We start from the raw sequence: 17335 nt of genomic DNA, 5'->3' as shown, positions 1-17335 counted from the left end.
GGCGACGACCGGGGTCCAGTCAGATAGATAGGAATGGCGCCCCGTTTTCCGAGGCGCCCAAGCCTTAGGCTTCGAGCGCGGCCTCGACCGGAGGCTCGGCCATCGCGCCGATGTCCTGCCCGCGCGACGACGCATTGCCCTGACGGCCCTGGCCGACGGCCTGCGCCACCGAGTCCGTGTACAGGCGAATCGCGCGGCTGGCGTCGTCATTGCCCGGGACCGGGAACGCGATGCCGCTCGGGTCGCTGTTGGAATCGAGGATCGCGACGACCGGGATGCCGAGCGTGTTGGCTTCCTTGATCGCCAGCTCTTCCTTGTTGGTGTCGACCACGAACATGATGTCCGGCAGGCCGCCCATGTCGCGGATGCCGCCAAGGCTCTTCTCCAGCTTGTCGCGCTCACGCGTCAGCTGAAGGACTTCCTTCTTGGTGAGGCCGGCGGTGTCGCCCGACAGCTGCTCTTCGAGCGTCTTGAGGCGCTTGATCGAGTTCGAGATCGTCTTCCAGTTGGTGAGCATGCCGCCCAGCCAGCGGTGATTGACGAAGTGCTGACCCGAAGCGGCCGCAGCTTCCGCGATCGCGTCCTGCGCCTGGCGCTTGGTGCCCACGAACAGAACCTTGCCTCCACGGGCAACGGTCTGCTGGACGAAGTCGAGCGCGCGCGAGAACAGCGGAACCGTCTGCGACAGGTCGATGATGTGCACCCCGTTGCGGTCGCCGAAGATGTACGGCTTCATCTTGGGGTTCCAACGATGGGTCTGGTGGCCGAAGTGCGCTCCGGCTTCGAGCAATTGCTGCATGGTGACGACCGTGGCCGCCATAGTCTTTCTCCTTCCGGTTTTGCCTCAGCGGAGCCGAATGACCAGCCTTACGGCCGGCACCGGTATGTTGGCTCCGCTTGTGGAATGCGCGGCCCTCTAGCGGAACGGAGGCTGGCTTTCAAGGGTGCGAGCCGCCGCTTGACACGTTAGAACATATAGGGAACATTGAGTCGTCTCACCAGAGCGCTGCCGCTCTACTGGAACAAATCAGGTCCAGCATGGTTAGGCGCTCCCAAGAAGGGACATGATGCAATGACTGCAGCGTTGGGCACCCTCGTTTTTCTGGTTCTGGTTTGGTTGTTGGTCGTCGTCGGCGCGGCGGTGCTCGAAGAGAGCGGCGGGAAAATCCTCGCCGCGCTTAAGGGCAAGCCGGCCGTCAGTCCCGTTCAGGCGATGCCGGTTCGCATGCGCACCCGGCCCCGGCTGCAGCAGCCTATGCGGGCAACCGCGGAATGGCGCGCCGCCGCCTGACCCTCGCGTAGCTTGCCAAGGCTGATGGAATCATCAGCAGGTAGACACACGACAGCGCCAGCAGTGTGATCCATGGGGCGGTGAGCAAGGCTGCGCCAAAAAGGGCGACACCCGCGAGCGCGAACAGCCGCCACTCACGCCTGATCCGGATGCTCGTCCAGCTGTAGGTCGGCAGGCTGGAGATCATCAGTGCGGCGATGAAGATCGTCCAGGCCATGACCAAAGGCCAATCCTGAAAGATCGGCCGCCCTGTGATCAGCCACAGATAGATCGGCACGAAAGCGAGGCCCGCCCCTGCCGGCGCGGGAACACCGGTGTTGAATCCTGCGGATTTGTGCGGCTGTTCGGCAGCATCCATGCGAGCGTTGAACCGCGCGAGGCGCAGTGCGCAGCAGACCGCCAGGGCAAGCGCCGCGGTCCACCCGAAGCGTGGCGCCGCCTGCAGTGACCAAAGGAAGATAATCAGCGCTGGCGCAGTTCCGAACGCGATGTTGTCGGACAGCGAATCGAGTTCGGCACCGAACTTGCTCTGCGCGCGAAGGAGACGCGCAATGCGGCCGTCCATGCCGTCAAGGATGCCGGCGATAATGATGGCCGCGAGGGCTTTCTCCCACTCCGCGCCAATGGCGAAGCGGACGCCCGTTAGGCCCATGCACAGTGCCATCGCCGTGATGGCGTTGGGGATCATCGCCCGAAAGGGAATGCGCCGCGGGTCGGCGTCGTCCTTCACTGGCTGATGCCGGTCAGCGTGACGTCACTCCCGATCTCGGCAATCACCGTCTCGCCGGCGATCGATCGCTGGCCGAGCAACACCTTCGGTGCAGTTCCCGCCGGTAGATAGACATCGACACGGCTGCCGAAGCGGATCAGGCCGACCCGCTGGCCCACGTCCACCGCATCGCCTTCGCGCACGAACGACAGAATGCGGCGAGCGACGAGGCCGGCGATTTGCGTAAACCCAATGCGCAGGCCGTCCGCACTCTCGACCAGGAAATGCTGCCGCTCATTATCCTCGCTGGCCTTGTCGAGGTCGGCGTTGACGAATTTGCCCGGAACGTAGGCGATGCGCTTGATGCGGCCCGAAATCGGCGCGCGATTGATGTGCACGTCGAACACGCTCATGAAAATCGAGACGCGGGTGTACTCGCCGTCGGCAAGACCGTCGGCGCCGCGTAGTTCGGGCGGCGGCGCCACGCGGGCGATCATGGTGATGAGGCCGTCGGCAGGGGCGACGATCAGCCCCTCCCCGCGCGGCGTGGTCCGCACCGGATCACGGAAGAATGTCGCGACCCAAATCGTCAGGCCCACGAGAAGCCATCCGAGCATCTGCCAATGCAACAGGAACGCCAGCAGCGTGACTGCGCCGACACCCACCGCATATTTGCGGCCTTCGGGGTGAACGGCCGGAAAGCGCCACTTTACAGTGGTCGTGGGAAGCGGGCTGTCATGCTTGTCGATTGCGGGCATCGCGGTGCCTTACTTGGACAAATCAGCGCGCACAACGCTGCGGTTGCCCTCCGGCGGCGGCAGTCCTAGAGCGCCCGCCAAACCAGAACGCAGGGAAAATATGGCCAAGATCAAGGTAAAGAACCCGGTCGTCGAGCTCGACGGCGATGAGATGACGCGGATCATCTGGCAGTGGATCCGTGAACGACTGATCCAGCCCTATCTCGACGTCGACCTGCTTTATTACGATCTCTCGGTCGAGAACCGCGACGCGACCGGCGACCAGGTCACCATCGACGCCGCCAATGCGATTAAGGAGCATGGCGTCGGCGTGAAGTGCGCGACGATTACCCCCGACGAAGCCCGCGTCGAGGAATTCAAGCTCACCAAGATGTGGAAGTCGCCCAATGGCACGATCCGCAACATCCTGGGCGGCGTCATCTTCCGTGAACCGATCGTGATTTCGAACGTGCCGCGGCTGATCCCGGGCTGGACCGACCCGATCGTGGTTGGCCGTCATGCCTTCGGCGACCAGTATCGCGCGACCGACTTCAAGGTGCCCGGCCCCGGCAAGCTGACCATGAAGTGGGTAGGCAACGACGGGCAGGAACTCGATTTCGACGTGTTCGACTTCCCGGCGGCCGGCGTCGCGATGGGCATGTACAATCTGGACGAAAGCATCCGTGATTTCGCCCACGCCTGCTTCAACTACAGCCTCGGCCGCGGCTGGCCGCTGTACCTTTCGACGAAGAATACGATCCTCAAGGCCTATGACGGCCGCTTCAAGGATATCTTCCAGGAGATTTACGACAGCGAATACAAGGCGAAGTTCGAGGCTGCTGGTATCGAATATCAGCACCGCCTGATCGACGACATGGTTGCTTCCGCGCTCAAGTGGAGCGGCAAGTTCGTTTGGGCCTGCAAAAATTACGATGGCGACGTGCAGTCCGACCAGGTCGCGCAGGGCTTCGGCTCGCTGGGTCTGATGACTTCGGTGCTGATGACCCCAGACGGCAAGACCATCGAGGCTGAGGCGGCGCACGGCACCGTGACCCGCCACTACCGCATGCATCAGCAGGGCAAGGCGACCTCGACCAACCCCATCGCGTCGATCTTCGCCTGGACCGGCGGCCTCAAGTATCGCGGCAAGTTCGACGACACGCCGGATGTCGTCCGCTTCGCCGAGACGCTGGAGCGGGTGTGCGTCGAGACCGTCGAGAAGGGCCAGATGACCAAGGACCTCGCGATCCTCGTTGGCCCCGAGCAGGCGTGGATGACGACCGAGCAGTTTTTCGACGCGATCGTCCATAACCTCGAGACGGCCATGGCCGGCGAAGGGGTGGCCGCCTAAGCCTTTGGCGAGCGGACATGCTCCTGGCGGATCCCGTGGCCGATGAAATAGCCCGGGATCCGCCGCAGGAGCGGGAAGCGATTTAGCATTCGCAGCAAAAACGGCGGTTTTTCCGTTGCTTGCAGCCTACCTTCGATAAGCGGTTGCAGGACGCGCTCGTGCACAGCGCGTTGCGCGCCCTGGATCGCGCGGGTCGGAAACATTCGGCGTTCCTGAACCTTGGCGAGAAGATCGTCGACCTGCTCGCCGCGGGCGATCGGGCCGGCGAGGATATTCGCGGTGCAGACCGCATCCTGCACGGCGAGGTTGATGCCGATGCCCCCGACCGGGCTCATTGCGTGGGCCGCATCGCCGATGGCGAGCAGGCCGGGCATGTGCCAGCGCGTAAGGCGGTCCAGCGACACGGACAGAAGCCGGACGTGGTCGAAGTCTGGGATCGCCTGCTCCAGGTTGGGCAGGTCGGGCGCAGCGGCTCGCAAGTCAGCCCGAAGCGCTTCGATTCCGCGGGCCATGATTTTCTCTGCGCCACCCTTGGCGATTACGAAGGCGCATTGCCAATAGTCGCCACGATCGATCATCACTATCAAGCGATAGCCCTTGATCGCGCCACGAAGCGCAGTGCCGCTCTCTGTTTTGGGGACGGGCACCCAGAACACATCGATCGGCGCACCCAGCTCCTCGAGCGGCAGGATCTGCCGCACGCGGGAATCTCGGCCATCCGCGGCGATTACCAACGGGGCGCGGAGCTCTTGGCCGTCGGCCAAACGAACGCCGACCACCCTGCCCGCTTCCTGCAGATATTCGACGACCGGCGCTTCCATCGCGAGATGGAAACCGGGCAGCGTCACTGCATGGTCGCGGAGGAAATCGAGGAAATCCCACTGCGGCATCATCGCGATGAACGGCGCCGGCATGTGGAGGTGCGTGAGGTCGCCGATCTGCATCAGGCGACCGTTCCAGCTGATTTCAGCGCGATCGATGCGGTTGTGGGGCCGCTTCAGGAACTCTCCGAGGAGCCCGAGTTCATGAAGAACTTGCATCGTCGAGGGATGGACTGTGTCGCCACGGAAATCGCGGAAGAAGTCCGCATGCTTTTCAAGGACGTGGACGCGGCAACCCGCGCGAGCGAAAAGTAGCGCGGCGATCATCCCGGCAGGGCCGCCGCCAACGACGATGATGTCAGGATCTGACGTCATGACGTCGGCAGCTTGCCAGACGGAGTCGCGATGCGGAAGCTGTTAAGCTTTCTTGAGCGATCCTGCCTTGTGCGCGGCGCGCTTGCCCTCGTCAGTCTCGACGAGATATTCCGGATTGTCCTTGGACGCGGCGACCTTGTGCCCCTTGATGGTCATCGGCGACGTGACCTTTTTGACGACCTTGCCCTTGGCGGTGCCGCCGTGCGAACTCCAAGATACGCGGTCGCCCGCCTTCAACGTTTTTGTCATCGTGTACCTCCGCCGCAATAACGCTTGCGGATGACTTCCCGCCCCGCGCCTGCTCTAAAGGCGGTATGGCAGGAGAGACATCGATTGGCGGCCATGGACTAAGCGACGCGCTGACGATCCTCGGCGCTGCAGGCATCGTCATACCGGCGTTCGCCCGCCTCAAAATTTCGCCGGTCATCGGGTTTATCCTGGTTGGCATCATTGCAGGACCCTTCGCACTGGGCGCTCTCGCGCGCGATCATCCTTGGCTGCACACCGTCTCGATTTCCGAGCCAAAATCGATTGAGCCCTTTGCGGAACTCGGGATCATCCTGCTGTTGTTCTCGGCCGGCTTGCACATCAGCTTTCGGCGGCTCCGCGCGATGCGCAATGCCGTCTTTGGCGTCGGTATTGCGGAACTGCTCGGCGCAGCGCTGCTCATCGGTGCGGGTCTCTACGCCTTCGGAGCTTCGCTTGCGCTGTCCGTAGCTCTCGGCCTCGCCCTGGCGATGTCGTCTACAGCTCTAGTCTTGCCGATCACCGGCACCGAGCGCGCGGTCGGCCGCTCGGCCTTTGCCATGCTGCTGTTCGAAGATCTCGCGCTGGTACCCATGCTTTTTCTGATCGAGCTTATCGGCGGACATGCCGAGACCGGCGAGTTCGTTCGCACGGCCATCCTCGGCCTCTTGGTGGTCGGTGCCATGCTGGTGCTTGGGCGACTCGCGTTGCCGGGTCTGTTCGCGCAGGCTGCGCGGACCAAGAGCCCGGAATTGTTCCTGTCGATCAGCCTATTGACCGTCATTCTTGCAAGCCTCGCCACCGGGGCGGTCGGGCTATCGCCGATATTAGGTGCGCTTATTGCCGGAATCCTCATCGCCGAGACCGATTACAGCGCGGAGGTCGAGGCAATCACCACGCCCCTCGCCGGTCTGGCGCTCGGCATTTTTCTTATCACGGTCGGCATGCGGATCGACCTGCCGGAATTGATGCATAATTGGCCCGCGATTTTGGGCGCGGCGGCTGCGGTTCTTGTCGTGAAGGCGATCGTGACGACACTTCTTTTGCGCGCGTCAGGCATTCGTCCGGCAGTGGCGGTGGAAACCGGCGTTGTGATGGCAAGTCCGTCGGAAACCAGCCTAATCGTTATAGGTGCCGCCGCGAGCGCCGGGATCATCGCTACGGCTGATGCCGAGTTCTGGACCACAGTGACGGCGCTTGGTTTGACCGTCACGCCATTGCTGGCCGCCGCTGGCAATCGGATGGCCCGGCGGGTTGAGAACGACGTCCTCGACGACGGAGCTTACTCGGGCAAGCAGCGCGTCGTCATTTTCGGCTTTGGTCGCGTCGGGCGCATGGTGTCGGACATGCTGATAGCGCACGGCAAACCCTATCTCGCAGTCGACAGCGACGTTGATGGCGTCCGCCGGGCCCGGGAAGCCGGTTACTCGGTGATCTTCGGTGACGTCCGCCGTCCGGAACTCGCTGACCGGCTACACCTAGGGCATGCATCCGCGCTGGTCCTGACCATGGATGACCCAGTACTTGTGGCGCAGCTGACGAGGCGCGTTCGCGGATGGGTCCCCGAATTGCCGATTATCGCGCGTGCTCGCGACACCGCTCATGCCGCCCAACTGTACAAGGCCGGCGTAACCGATGCCGTCCCAGAAGCTCTGGAAGCCTCGCTGCAGCTTGCCGAGGCGGTGCTCGTTGACGTTGGGGCGCCAATGGGGCCGGTGATCGCGTCAATCCACGAAAAGCGAGCGGAATTGCGCGGCCAGATCATGTCCGATGCGCAACTGGTCGAGGAGCCGACGTTAGGACGCCGACGCATCCGCGAGGATGTTCAGGCGACCGGGGCCGCCTCGAAGCGGAGCACGCCAGCGACGTAAGTCCGATGCTCAGCATTGTCGGAAGGGTGTCGCTGGCCGTCGTTGACGACAACCTCCTTGAAGTCGAACGGCGACAGGCCTTCGAGGCAGGCGACATTGAGGCCGAGCTCATTTGGGTTCGAGCGGCGCTTGTGGTGCGTGTAGATGCCGCACTCGGTGCAGAAGTGATGTTCGGCCACGCCGGTGTTGAAACGATAGGTGGCGAGCTTGGCCTCGCCCTGAAGGAGCGTGAAGCCGTCGATGCTTCCGGTAACCGCGACCGCGCCGCGCATTCGGCACATGGAACAGGTGCATCGACGGGCCGACGCCAGGCCCTCTGGCAGTTCAGCCGTGAATTTGACCGCACCGCAATGGCAGGCGCCATTCAATGTGACTGGCGCCGACGATGCGGTGTCGATCATGCGGCAACTTTCTGCAGCGCGTCCTTCACGGCGGCGATGGCTTCGGCGGCCCTGGACCCGTCCGGTCCGCCGCCTTGCGCCATGTCCGGGCGGCCACCACCGCCCTGCCCGCCCAGTTCCGCCACGGCGGTCTTGAGCAGGTCTACCGCGCTGACCTGCCCGACGAGGTCGTCGGTGACGCCGACGGCAACGCTGGCGCGACCCTCGTTCACCGCGATAAGCACGCCGATCCCGGAGCCGACGCGCTTCTTCAGCTCGTCAACAGTGGATCGTAAGTCCTTGGGATTGAGACCTTCCGCGATCTGGCCGAGGAACTTGTAGCCGCCCACGTCTTCCGGCTCCGCGGCGCCCGATGCGTTGCCGCTGCCGCCCATCGCCAGCGCCTTCTTGGCATCCGCAAGCTCGCGTTCGAGCCGGCGCCGGTCTTCGACCAGGGCCGCTATCCGCGCGGGAACTTCGTCCGGCGCGGACTTCAGCGTCGCGGCGGCTTCGCGCAGGCGGGCGTCGCGCTGGTTGAGCCATGCACGCGCGGCCTCGCCAGTGAGCGCTTCGATACGGCGGACGCCCGCCGACACGGCACTTTCCGAGATGATCTTGAGCAGCTGGATGTCGCCCAGCGCCCGGACGTGCGTGCCGCCGCACAGCTCGACCGAATAGTCGTTCTCGTCGAAGCGACCCATGGAGAGGACGCGAACCTCGTCGCCGTACTTCTCGCCGAACAGGGCCATGGCGCCCGCGGCAATGGCCTCGTCCGGCGTCATCAGGCGGGTGCTGACCGTCTCGTTCGAGCGGATCTGCGCGTTCACTTCGGCCTCCACCACCTCGATCTCGTCGCGGGTCAGCGCGCTGGGATGGGAGAAGTCGAACCGGAAATAGTCCGGTGCGACGAGGCTGCCCTTCTGCGTTACGTGGGTTCCGAGATGGCGGCGCAGGGCGGCATGCAGGAGGTGCGTGGCGCTATGATTGGCGCGGACGCGGTCACGACGCGCGGCGTCGACGGCCTGATGCACCGTTTCGCCGAGGTTGAGCTCGCCCGCAGTGATTTTCGTCCGCAGGACGTGGAGCTTGCCCAGCGGCTTGGATGTATCCTCAACCTCACCCACGAAGCCCTTGAGCGTGGTCAATTTTCCCTGGTCGCCGGTCTGCCCGCCGCTCTCGCCATAGAAAGGCGTCTGGTTGAGCAGCAGTTCGACCGTGTCGCCAATCTCGGCAGTCTCGGCACGCGCGCCGTCCTTGACGATGGCGAGCACCACGCCCTCGCCTTCATCGCCCGAATAGCCGGTGAATTCAGTCGCACCATATTCCTCGGCGAGATCGAACCAGACGTCGTCGCTCGCCTTGGCGCCGGAGCCTTTCCAGGCGGCGCGAGCCTTGGCCTTTTGCCCGGCCATGGCGGCGTCGAAGCCGGGGCGATCGACTTGAATTCCGCGGGCGCGCAACGCATCCTCGGTCAGGTCGTAAGGAAAGCCGTAGGTGTCGTAGAGCTTGAACGCCGTCGCGCCGGGCAGCGTACCGCCCTCGGCAAGGTCGCCGGTAGCTTCGTCCAGTAGTTTAAGGCCGTTGGCGAGCGTCTGGCGGAACCGCGTCTCTTCCTGCTGCAGCGTCGCTTCGATCAGCGGCTGAGCACGGAGAAGCTCGGGATAGGCGACGCCCATTTCCGCAACGAGCGCCGGGACCAGGCGATACATCAGCGGGTCCTTCGAGCCGAGTAGATGCGCGTGGCGCATGGCGCGGCGCATGATCCGGCGGAGGACGTAGCCGCGACCTTCGTTGGCCGGCAGCACGCCGTCGGCGATCAGGAAACCCGAAGTGCGCAGGTGATCCGCAATGATGCGGTGGCTGGCGGCCATGTCCGGCGCAGCGTTCGACGTCAGCATTTCCGAGGCGGCGATCAGCGCCTTGAACGTGTCCGTCTCGTAATTGTCGGTGGTGCCCTGAAGCACCGCGGCGATGCGCTCGAGGCCCATGCCGGTGTCGATCGACTTGCTGGGGAGTTCGGAAACGATCTCACCCGCCGCCTGCTCGTACTGCATGAAGACGAGGTTCCAGACCTCAACGAAGCGGTCGCCGTCCTCGTCCGGGCTGCCGGGAGGTCCGCCCGGGATATGCTCGCCGTGGTCGTAAAAGATTTCCGAACAAGGCCCGCACGGACCGTCGTCGCCCATCGACCAGAAATTGTCCTTGGTCGGAATGCGGATGATGCGGTGCTCGGGAAGGCCGCTGATCTTGCGCCACAGGTCGAAGGCTTCGTCATCGGTGTGATAGACGGTGGCGGTCAGGCGATTGGGGTTCAGCCCCCACTCATTCGTCAGCAGATTCCAGGCAAGCTCGATCGCGCGATCCTTAAAATAGTCGCCGAACGAGAAGTTGCCGAGCATCTCGAAGAAGGTGTGGTGGCGCGCGGTATAGCCGACATTGTCGAGATCGTTGTGCTTGCCGCCCGCGCGGACGCATTTTTGGCTGCTCGTCGCCTGCGAATAAGGTCGGCTTTCGAGGCCGGTGAAGACGTTCTTGAACGGGACCATCCCGGCGTTGACGAACATCAACGTGGGATCGTTCTGCGGCACCAGCGGCGCCGACTGCACCCGCGCGTGACCGTTGGTCTCGAAATAGTCGAGGAAGGAGCGGCGGATGTCGTTGGTCGAGGTCATGCTGCCGATGTAAATCTCTTGCTGCAGTGCGGCAAGGACGGCGCTTGAGCGGTCGCGCCGGCGTGCTAGGCTTTCGGTCGAGGGGGCTCACATGAAGAAATTGCTTGGCTTGATGCTGTTCGCCGCGGTGCCCGCCGCCGCGCAAGACCACATGTCGCACGGTGACATGGCTGCGCCGAAGACGCCGATGCTGCTGGAAGGCTATGGCAACGGCGGCTTCCCGATCACGACAACGAACCCGAAGGCCCAGGCCTATTTCGACAATGGGATGCAGCTCGCGCACGCCTTCGCACACAAGGCGGCGATCGAGGCGATGAAGGAGGCAGTGCGGCTCGACCCCCACTGCGCGATGTGCGTGTGGGGCGAGGCCTGGGCTTCCGGCCCGACAATTAATTACGGCAAGAGCGAGGACGAGGTCGGCGAGCTCGCGACGCAGGCCGACAAGGCGGCGGACCTCGCGAAAACGAATGGCACAGAACGCGAGCGCGCGCTGATCCATGCCCTGCAGCTGCGGTACAAGGATGGCAGCGGCGGCAAGAACGGCGACCTGAACTTCGCGCGGGCGATGGCCGCGCTGGCGAGCCAGTATCCGACCGACGACGAGATTGCGGTAATTGCGGCGGATGCGTGGCTGATGTCGCCGGCCAAGACGAACGAAGAGTGGAAACTTAACGCCGCGCTGGCGATGCCGCTGCTGGAGGGCATCCTTAAGCGCAATCCGAACAACACGCCGGCTATCCATTTCTACATTCACGCGACCGAGGTCGCCGGCGAGCCTGCCAAGGCCGAGCCCTATGCCGACAAGCTGGCAGCGCTGGCGCCGCGGGCAAGCCACCTCGTGCACATGCCAAGTCACACTTACTATTGGGTCGGCCGCTATGAGGAGGCCGCGCGCACCAACCTGCGCGCTGTCGAGCTCGGCATCGAGAACGCCAAGCGGTTGGGACTGCCTCAGCCCGACGGCGTGTGGGGTCTACCGTATCACGCGCATAATGTGACGTTCGGGCTGGGCGGCGCCATGGAGGCCGGCGATCGCGACATTGCGCTGAAACTCGGCGTGCCGCTGGTCGAGCGATCGCAGACGGACACCAAGGCAGGCGCGTTCCGCCAGCTCATCGCCGCCAACGGTTACCTGGCCATGGCGCAATTCGCCGAGCCAGCACGAGTCATGGCGCTGCCGGAGCCGAAACTGCCGTTCCTGATTGCCGCCTGGCATTATGCGCGCGGCGAGGCGCTGGCGCGGCAAGGCAACGCCGCGGGCGTCCGCCGGGAAGCCGCGGCGATCCGTGGCATCACCGGCGAACTCAGCAAGGACGACGGTTCGCTTCAGGCCCAGACGATGACTTTCATCGCGCGCAACGTGCTGATAGGTCGCGCGGCGATGTTGGATCGTCGCCCAGCGGAAGCAGCGATCGCGTTTCAGCAGGCTGCCGAATTGCAGGAGAGCGACGACTTCAGTTCTGTGTCGGATCCGCCGGCCTGGCATTATCCGGTCCGGCGCGATCTGGCGGCGGCTTTGCTCGCTCAGAATGATCGGGCTGGCGCCCGGCGGGAGCTGGACGCTGCGCTCAAGTATCGGCCGATGGATCCGGGATCGCTGGCGTTGCTGTCCAAGCTTGGCGCGGCGACGGCGGCTCGCTAGTCGCCGGGCCAATGGCCAGGAAATCCACGCCCTCCATCCCGAAGTACAAACGGAAGCGCAAAGGCGGATCGCTGCTCGGGCGCATCTTCGGCTGGATCGCCAAGCTGGTGCTGGCCTGCCTGATTCTCTCGGTGCTGTGGGTGCTGGCCTATCGCTTCGTGAACCCGCCGACGACGGTGACCATGCTTGGCGACGTCGTGGCTGGACGCGGGGCATCACGGGATTGGATGCCGATCGGCCAAATCGACCGCGACATGGTCCGCGCGGCCATTGCGGCAGAGGACGGGAAATTCTGTGCGCATAACGGCTTCGACTATGAAGCCATTGAAGATGCGATGAAAAGAAACGCATCGGGTGGACGTATTCGCGGCGGATCGACGATCAGTCAGCAGACTGCGAAGAACGCGTTCCTGTGGCAAGGCGGCGGCTATGCGCGCAAAGGCGCCGAGGCGTGGTTCACATTCCTAATCGAGCATCTGTGGGGCAAACGGCGGATCATGGAGGTATATCTCAACCTCGCCGAGACGGGGATTGGGACCTACGGCGTAAGTGCGGGATCGCAGCGCTATTTTGGACACGACGCGAGCGCGATGAGCCCGACCGAGGCGGCGCGGATCGCCGCAGTGCTTCCCTTGCCAAAGAAGCGTGGGGCGATTGCCCCGAAGGGCTTCACGCGGCGCTACGGGAACACGATCACGGCACGGATCGGCGCGGTTTCGCGCGACGGATTGGATGCGTGCGTCTATCGCGACGCGCCTGCGCCGGTGAACAAGGCGCCGCCTTCGGTCACTAAGAAAGCGCGGCCGCTGCCTGGCGAAGAATATGAAACCGCCAAGCCTCTCCCACCTGCGGAGCCTGCGCAGGCGGAGCCCGTGCCTGAGGCGACCGAGCAGGATCGTCCAGTCGAGGTTGTCCCACCGCTCCCGGCCGCAGAGCAGCGTCCTGCTGAAACGCTACCGCCCGTCGAAAACCAGGGCTGAGGCTAGATCGTAACGCAGGCTTCACGATAGGAACGGCCCACATTCTGTAAGGGTTGACGGGGCAACCGAAAAATCAGGAGGATGTAATGGCAACGCGTACCCAAAGCCGGACCTCGAACCGTTCCGGCAACAGCCGCAACGGCGACAATCGCAGCAGCGGCAGCAGCGAACGCTCATCGAGCAGCAATCGCGGCAATCAGAGCCGCAGCGCCTTTTCATGGGGCGAAGGCACGGCTCCGATCCTCGCTGCCGCTCTGGGCGGTGCAGCCATCGGCTTTGCTGCCAACTACGGGCGCAAATTCCTGATGCAGGGCCTGGAATCGGCTGCTGGCGACTGGGACGAGATCCTCGCCGCGGAGCATGACATGGCGCTGGCCATCTTCGACAAGATGCTGGCGACCGACGATACGCAGAGCTTTAAGCGCAAGATGCTGCTGATGAAGCTGACCCACGCGCTCGACAAGCATGCGCATCAGGAAGAAATGGTCGTCTATCCAGCGCTTCGCGAAGCGGATGAAACCGTCGACGCCGACCACCTCGAGGGCGAGCATGGCTATATCAAGACGTTCATCTACCAGCTCAACGAGATGGGCCCGGAAGCGCCCAGTTGGTTGGAGACGGTCCGCGAATTCCGCGCACTGGTCGCCGAGCATGCGCATATGGAAGAAGAGCAGGTCTTCCCGCGCTTCAAGCAGTCGCTGAGCGAAGATCAGAACGATCGCGTGACTAGCCTGGTCAACCGCGACGGCTTCTGGATGGCGTGAGCCTTAGCCGACGAGGGCGAGCTTCGGCGGTTCTTGCGCGGACAGGTCGACGCTCCCCTCGCCGCTGATCCGTTCGACGTGCGCCGCCAGCTCCGCGTCGAGCGCGAAGTCGCGGCCGGCGATTATCGAGGCTTCGCCGCCACCGCTCATCGGGACTATGAAACGCAAAAGCCCGTTGGAGCCGCGGGCGGTGGCTAGGCTGCTCGCAACGCGAGTGACCATTCCGCCATCCGGCACGCGAACGGTCATCTGCAGGCGGGTTCGCTTGGCCACGTCTCCCAGTGATTGAAAACGCTTCACGGTGACGCGGGGCGTTTCGTCGCCGGCGCGGCGATCGAGTTCTACGGATAATAGGCCGCACTGTCCTGCCTTTGCGGCGGCTTCGAGCGCGGCTGTGGCATCGTCATCGAAGGCGGTGACGATGAATTGTCCCGAATTGTCGCTGAGCGTGGCCATCATGTAGCGGCGCCCCTTGGCGGACGTGCGCCAGCGCGTATCCTCGATCAGGGCTGCCATGTGGGCGCCCACCCGCTCCCCTTCGGCGATCTGCAGCTCGCCGATCTCCGCGAAGGTCTTGACCTTGTGCGCCGCGAGCAGGTGCCGCGATGCGTCGACAGGGTGGGCAGAGAAGTAGAAGCCGAACGCATCGCGCTCAGCGGCCATGCGCTGGGCCAAGGTCCACGAGGCGTCGCGCGGAAGTCGGATCGGTGCGGCCTCGGCAGGATTGCTGCCGAACAGCGCTGCCTGTCCGCTCTCGCGCTGATCCTGGGCGCTGGCGGCATGCGCGAGGATGATCTCCGCGGCCGCATAGACGGCGGCGCGGTCCGGCTTGATCGAATCGAAGGCCCCTGCCCCGGCCAAGCTTTCGAGTTGGCGCCGATTGAGCAGCCGGGGATCGATGCGCGCGGCGAATTCCTCCAGGCTCGGATACAGGCCGTGCCGATCGCGCTCCTCGACTAGGGCTTCCATCGCCTTTTCGCCGACGCCCTTGAGCGCGCCCAGCGCATAGCGGACCGCCCCATTTTCAACCGTGAAGAACGGATGGCTGGCATTGATGTCCGGTGGCAGGCATTCGACGCCCCCGCGGCGCATGTCCTCGACGAAGATGCCGAGCTTGTCGGTCAGCGCCATGTCGAAACTCATCGAGGCCGCATAGAATTCGGCGCGGTGGTGTGCCTTGAGCCAAGCTGTCTGGTAGGCGACGAGCGCGTAGGCAGCGGCGTGGCTCTTGTTGAAGCCATAGCCCGCAAACTTGTCGATCAAGTCGAACAGCTCGTTGGCCTTTGCGGCGGGGATATTGTTGTGCTTCGCGCAGCCCTCGACGAAGGTCGCGCGCTGGGCGTCCATCTCGGCCTTGATCTTCTTGCCCATCGCGCGGCGGAGCAAATCGGCGTCGCCGAGCGAGTAGCCCGCCAGGATCTGCGCGGCCTGCATCACTTGTTCCTGATAGACGAAGATGCCGTAGGTCTCGGCCAAGATGCCTTCGAGCAAAGGGTGGGGATATTCGATGGGCACGCGGCCGTTCTTGCGGTCGCCGAACAACGGAATGTTGTCCATCGGCCCCGGGCGATAGAGGGCGACGAGTGCGATGATGTCGCCGAAGTTGGTTGGGCGAACCGCCGATAGGGTCCGGCGCATGCCTTCCGATTCCAGCTGGAATACGCCGACCGCGTCGCCGCGTTGGAGCAGGTCGTAGACAGCAGTGTCGTCCCACGGCAACGCACCGAAATCGACCTCGATGCCCTGCTCGCGAAGCAGCCGCTGGCCTTCCTTGAGGACCGAGAGCGTTTTGAGGCCGAGGAAGTCGAACTTCACCAGGCCTGCCCCTTCGACATACTTCATGTCGAACTGCGTGACGGGCATGTCTGAGCGCGGGTCGCGATAGAGCGGGACGAGCTCGTCCAGCGGCCGGTCGCCGATGACGACGCCCGCTGCGTGGGTCGAAGCGTGGCGCGGCAGGCCCTCCAGCTTCATGGCGAGGTCGAACAGCCGTTTGACGTCCGGCTCGCCCTTGTACTCGGCGGCAAGCTCCGAAACGCCGTTGAGCGAACGTTCCAGCGTCCATGGGTCGGTCGGGTGGTTGGGGATCAGCTTCGCGAGGCGATCGACCTGGCCGTAGCTCATCTGCAGGACGCGGCCCGTATCCTTGAGTACGGCGCGGGCCTTGAGGCGGCCGAAGGTGATGATCTGCGCCACCTTGTCGCGCCCGTACTTGCGCTGGACGTAGGAGATGACCTTGTCGCGGTGGGTTTCGCAGAAGTCGATGTCGAAGTCGGGCATCGACACGCGTTCCGGATTGAGAAAGCGTTCAAACAGCAGGCCGAGCGCCAGCGGATCGAGGTCGGTGATGGTGAGCGCCCAGGCGACGACCGAGCCCGCGCCGGAACCGCGGCCCGGTCCGACCGGAATGTCGTTGGCCTTGGCCCATTTGATGAAGTCGGCAACGATCAGGAAGTAACCCGCGAATCCCATGCTGGTGATGACATCGAGCTCGAAATTTAACCGCTCGATGTAGGCCGGGAGCTGGGCAGGATCACGGCCCACCAAGCGCGCTTCCAGCCCTGCGCGGGCATCGCTGCGAAGCTGTTCGTCCTCGTCCTGCCCAAGGCGCGGCAGGATCGGCTTGCGCTTGGGTGCGGCGACGGCGCAGCGCTGGGCGATGACAACGGTATTGGAGAGCGCCTCCGGCAGATCGTCGAACAAGGCATTCATCGACGCCGTGTCCTTGAGCCAAGCCTCGGCGGACGACGTGATGCGATCCGCGCTTTCGACATAGGCCGAATTGGCGATGCACAGCATGGCATCGTGCGCGGCGTGGAACGCCGGGTCCGGATAGGCCGCGGGATTGGTCGCGACGATGGGAATGTCGCGGGCATAGGCGAGATCGAGCAGCGCGGCCTCGGCGGCATCCTCGATCGGGTCCTGCCGCCGCGTCAGTTCGATGTAGAGGCGCTGCGGGAACGTCGCTTGGAGGTGGTCGAGATAAGCCTCGGCCTTGGTCTGCTGGCCGGCGGCAAGCAGCTTGGCGAGCGCGCCTTCCGCGCCGGCAGTCAGCGCGATGAGCCCGCCGCTAAGCTCCTCGAGGCGGGCGAAAGAGACATGAGGATCCTGTTCGATCGGACGGTCGAGGTGTGCGGAGGAGACCAGTTTGCACAGGTTCGCATAGCCAAGCTCGTCCTGCGCGAGCAGCGCGAGCCAGTCGATGCCGGCTTCGCCACCAAGCTTCGGCGGACGGGCGACCGCGAGCATCGCGCCGACGATCGGCTGCACACCCTTGGCGAAACAGCCGTCGCTGAATTGCATCGAACCGTAGAGGCCGTTGCGATCGGTGAGCGCGACCGCGGGAAAGCCGAGCTTGGCCGCGCGCTCGGCGATCGTCTTCGGCTCCATCGCCCCTTCGAGCATCGTGAAGGAGGAGAAGACGCGAAGCGGGACGAAGGGCTGAGTCACAAGAACGTTATGGAATTGCGGCCTGCCGGATGAAAGGCCGGGCGGT

The 17335-nt window shown here is 64.2% G+C and carries 13 protein-coding genes and 1 pseudogene; 6 read left to right on the top strand and 8 right to left on the bottom strand.

What is annotated here, in order from left to right; genetic code table 11:
- Positions 1 to 64: 64 nt before the first annotated feature.
- Positions 65 to 820: a 30S ribosomal protein S2 gene (gene rpsB / locus QU596_RS02335; protein WP_308516840.1), complete on the bottom strand. Its 756-nt coding sequence runs from the start codon at positions 818 to 820 to the stop codon at positions 65 to 67.
- A 252-nt stretch (positions 821 to 1072) separates the two neighbouring features.
- On the opposite strand from rpsB, the gene QU596_RS02330 reads away from it, so the two are divergent.
- Positions 1073 to 1291, top strand: coding sequence for a hypothetical protein (locus tag QU596_RS02330; RefSeq protein ID WP_308516839.1), 219 nt, complete (start codon positions 1073 to 1075; stop codon positions 1289 to 1291).
- Here QU596_RS02330 and QU596_RS02325 read toward each other — a convergent pair.
- Both QU596_RS02325 and QU596_RS02320 read right to left on the bottom strand, forming a co-directional pair.
- Positions 1254 to 1979: a CDP-alcohol phosphatidyltransferase family protein gene (locus QU596_RS02325; RefSeq protein ID WP_308517924.1), complete on the bottom strand. Its 726-nt coding sequence runs from the start codon at positions 1977 to 1979 to the stop codon at positions 1254 to 1256. The genes QU596_RS02330 and QU596_RS02325 overlap by 38 nt on opposite strands.
- Positions 1980 to 2017: 38 nt before the next feature.
- Positions 2018 to 2758, bottom strand: coding sequence for a phosphatidylserine decarboxylase (locus QU596_RS02320; RefSeq protein ID WP_308516838.1), 741 nt, complete (start codon positions 2756 to 2758; stop codon positions 2018 to 2020).
- Positions 2759 to 2858: 100 nt separating this feature from the next.
- Here QU596_RS02320 and QU596_RS02315 point away from each other — a divergent pair, with 100 nt between their 5' ends.
- Positions 2859 to 4088 carry an NADP-dependent isocitrate dehydrogenase gene (locus tag QU596_RS02315; RefSeq protein WP_308516837.1) on the top strand — a complete coding sequence of 410 codons (1230 nt, stop codon included), beginning with the start codon at positions 2859 to 2861 and terminating at the stop codon, positions 4086 to 4088.
- Here the strand turns inward: QU596_RS02315 and QU596_RS02310 are convergent.
- Together QU596_RS02310 and QU596_RS02305 are read right to left on the bottom strand one after the other, a co-directional pair.
- Entirely contained in the window at positions 4085 to 5284 is a 1200-nt protein-coding gene (locus QU596_RS02310; protein WP_308516836.1) for an FAD-dependent oxidoreductase, read from the bottom strand. The genes QU596_RS02315 and QU596_RS02310 overlap by 4 nt on opposite strands.
- A 42-nt stretch (positions 5285 to 5326) precedes the next feature.
- On the bottom strand, positions 5327 to 5533 hold the full coding sequence (locus tag QU596_RS02305; RefSeq protein WP_308516834.1) for a hypervirulence associated TUDOR domain-containing protein: 207 nt from the start codon (positions 5531 to 5533) through the stop codon (positions 5327 to 5329).
- Positions 5534 to 5598: 65 nt separating this feature from the next.
- Between QU596_RS02305 and QU596_RS02300 the strand changes: the two genes are divergently transcribed.
- Entirely contained in the window at positions 5599 to 7401 is a 1803-nt protein-coding gene (locus QU596_RS02300; protein WP_308516833.1) for a cation:proton antiporter domain-containing protein, read from the top strand.
- On the opposite strand, the gene QU596_RS02295 is transcribed toward QU596_RS02300, so the two are convergent.
- The gene (locus QU596_RS02295; protein ID WP_308516832.1) at positions 7356 to 7802 is read right to left on the bottom strand and encodes a GFA family protein; all 447 of its coding nucleotides are present in this window, start codon (positions 7800 to 7802) and stop codon (positions 7356 to 7358) included. The two genes, QU596_RS02300 and QU596_RS02295, sit on opposite strands and share 46 nt — an antisense overlap.
- The gene (alaS, locus tag QU596_RS02290; protein ID WP_308516831.1) at positions 7799 to 10453 is read right to left on the bottom strand and encodes an alanine--tRNA ligase; all 2655 of its coding nucleotides are present in this window, start codon (positions 10451 to 10453) and stop codon (positions 7799 to 7801) included. Before alaS ends, QU596_RS02295 begins: the two co-directional genes overlap by 4 nt.
- 91 nt (positions 10454 to 10544) lie before the next feature.
- Here alaS and QU596_RS02285 point away from each other — a divergent pair, with 91 nt between their 5' ends.
- The 3 genes and pseudogenes from QU596_RS02285 (at position 10545) to QU596_RS02275 (ending at position 13839) form a co-directional block, all read left to right on the top strand.
- Positions 10545 to 12095: a hypothetical protein gene (locus QU596_RS02285; RefSeq protein ID WP_308516829.1), complete on the top strand. Its 1551-nt coding sequence runs from the start codon at positions 10545 to 10547 to the stop codon at positions 12093 to 12095.
- 11 nt (positions 12096 to 12106) lie between these two features.
- Positions 12107 to 12838 (top strand): annotated as a pseudogene (gene mtgA, locus QU596_RS02280) (monofunctional biosynthetic peptidoglycan transglycosylase); the annotation flags it as partial.
- Between the two features lie 323 nt (positions 12839 to 13161).
- Entirely contained in the window at positions 13162 to 13839 is a 678-nt protein-coding gene (locus QU596_RS02275) for a hemerythrin domain-containing protein (protein ID WP_308516828.1), read from the top strand.
- A gap of 3 nt (positions 13840 to 13842) precedes the next feature.
- On the opposite strand, the gene dnaE is transcribed toward QU596_RS02275, so the two are convergent.
- Positions 13843 to 17244, bottom strand: coding sequence for a DNA polymerase III subunit alpha (dnaE, locus tag QU596_RS02270; protein WP_420030953.1), 3402 nt, complete (start codon positions 17242 to 17244; stop codon positions 13843 to 13845).
- Positions 17245 to 17335 lie beyond the last annotated feature (91 nt).

The sequence above is a fragment of the Sphingomonas flavescens genome (genome assembly GCF_030866745.1).
Classification (GTDB): domain Bacteria; phylum Pseudomonadota; class Alphaproteobacteria; order Sphingomonadales; family Sphingomonadaceae; genus Sphingomicrobium; species Sphingomicrobium flavescens.
The sequence above is the reverse complement of the archived record's forward strand: the minus strand, read 5'-3'. Positions and strand labels throughout refer to the sequence as shown.

What these genes read in the sequence shown, in the direction of transcription:
- rpsB (WP_308516840.1), bottom strand. Translation starts at nt 820, where the DNA reads ATGGCGGCCACGGTCGTCACCATGCAGCAATTGCTCGAAGCCGGAGCG.
- QU596_RS02330 (WP_308516839.1), top strand. Translation starts at nt 1,073, where the DNA reads ATGACTGCAGCGTTGGGCACCCTCGTTTTTCTGGTTCTGGTTTGGTTG.
- QU596_RS02325 (WP_308517924.1), bottom strand. Translation starts at nt 1,979, where the DNA reads ATGATCCCCAACGCCATCACGGCGATGGCACTGTGCATGGGCCTAACG.
- QU596_RS02320 (WP_308516838.1), bottom strand. Translation starts at nt 2,758, where the DNA reads ATGCCCGCAATCGACAAGCATGACAGCCCGCTTCCCACGACCACTGTA.
- QU596_RS02315 (WP_308516837.1), top strand. Translation starts at nt 2,859, where the DNA reads ATGGCCAAGATCAAGGTAAAGAACCCGGTCGTCGAGCTCGACGGCGAT.
- QU596_RS02310 (WP_308516836.1), bottom strand. Translation starts at nt 5,284, where the DNA reads ATGACGTCAGATCCTGACATCATCGTCGTTGGCGGCGGCCCTGCCGGG.
- QU596_RS02305 (WP_308516834.1), bottom strand. Translation starts at nt 5,533, where the DNA reads ATGACAAAAACGTTGAAGGCGGGCGACCGCGTATCTTGGAGTTCGCAC.
- QU596_RS02300 (WP_308516833.1), top strand. Translation starts at nt 5,599, where the DNA reads ATGGCAGGAGAGACATCGATTGGCGGCCATGGACTAAGCGACGCGCTG.
- QU596_RS02295 (WP_308516832.1), bottom strand. Translation starts at nt 7,802, where the DNA reads ATGATCGACACCGCATCGTCGGCGCCAGTCACATTGAATGGCGCCTGC.
- alaS (WP_308516831.1), bottom strand. Translation starts at nt 10,453, where the DNA reads ATGACCTCGACCAACGACATCCGCCGCTCCTTCCTCGACTATTTCGAG.
- QU596_RS02285 (WP_308516829.1), top strand. Translation starts at nt 10,545, where the DNA reads ATGAAGAAATTGCTTGGCTTGATGCTGTTCGCCGCGGTGCCCGCCGCC.
- QU596_RS02275 (WP_308516828.1), top strand. Translation starts at nt 13,162, where the DNA reads ATGGCAACGCGTACCCAAAGCCGGACCTCGAACCGTTCCGGCAACAGC.
- dnaE (WP_420030953.1), bottom strand. Translation starts at nt 17,244, where the DNA reads ATGCTCGAAGGGGCGATGGAGCCGAAGACGATCGCCGAGCGCGCGGCC.